The organism is Cobetia sp. 3AK (genome assembly GCF_029846335.1).
Classification (GTDB): domain Bacteria; phylum Pseudomonadota; class Gammaproteobacteria; order Pseudomonadales; family Halomonadaceae; genus Cobetia; species Cobetia marina.
In genome coordinates, this window is record NZ_JARWKR010000042.1 from 1 (window position 1) to 248 (window position 248).

Sequence of the window (248 nt, forward strand, 5' to 3'; positions counted from 1 at the left end):
CACGCTGTCGGTGATGTCGATCCAGGTGGAGCCATCGGTGCTGTACTGCAGTGTCACGCCTTCGGCAAGCGGAGCATCCAGCGTGGCGGTGACCGTCAGGCCATCAGCATCGTTGGTGATGAAGTCGTCGGCGGTACCGCTATCGTCGCTGATCGCGTCAATGGTGGCAGTGGTGGTCGGCGCGACAGCGTCGATCACGACCGCCTGCGAGGTCACTGCGCCATCGTTGCCGGCCGTGTCCTGCACCT

General features: G+C 64.1%; 1 protein-coding gene. It reads right to left on the minus strand.

The window, feature by feature from the left end:
• Positions 1 to 248: hypothetical protein (locus QD228_RS17075; RefSeq protein WP_279876140.1), on the minus strand; the 248-nt coding region annotated here is incomplete at both ends.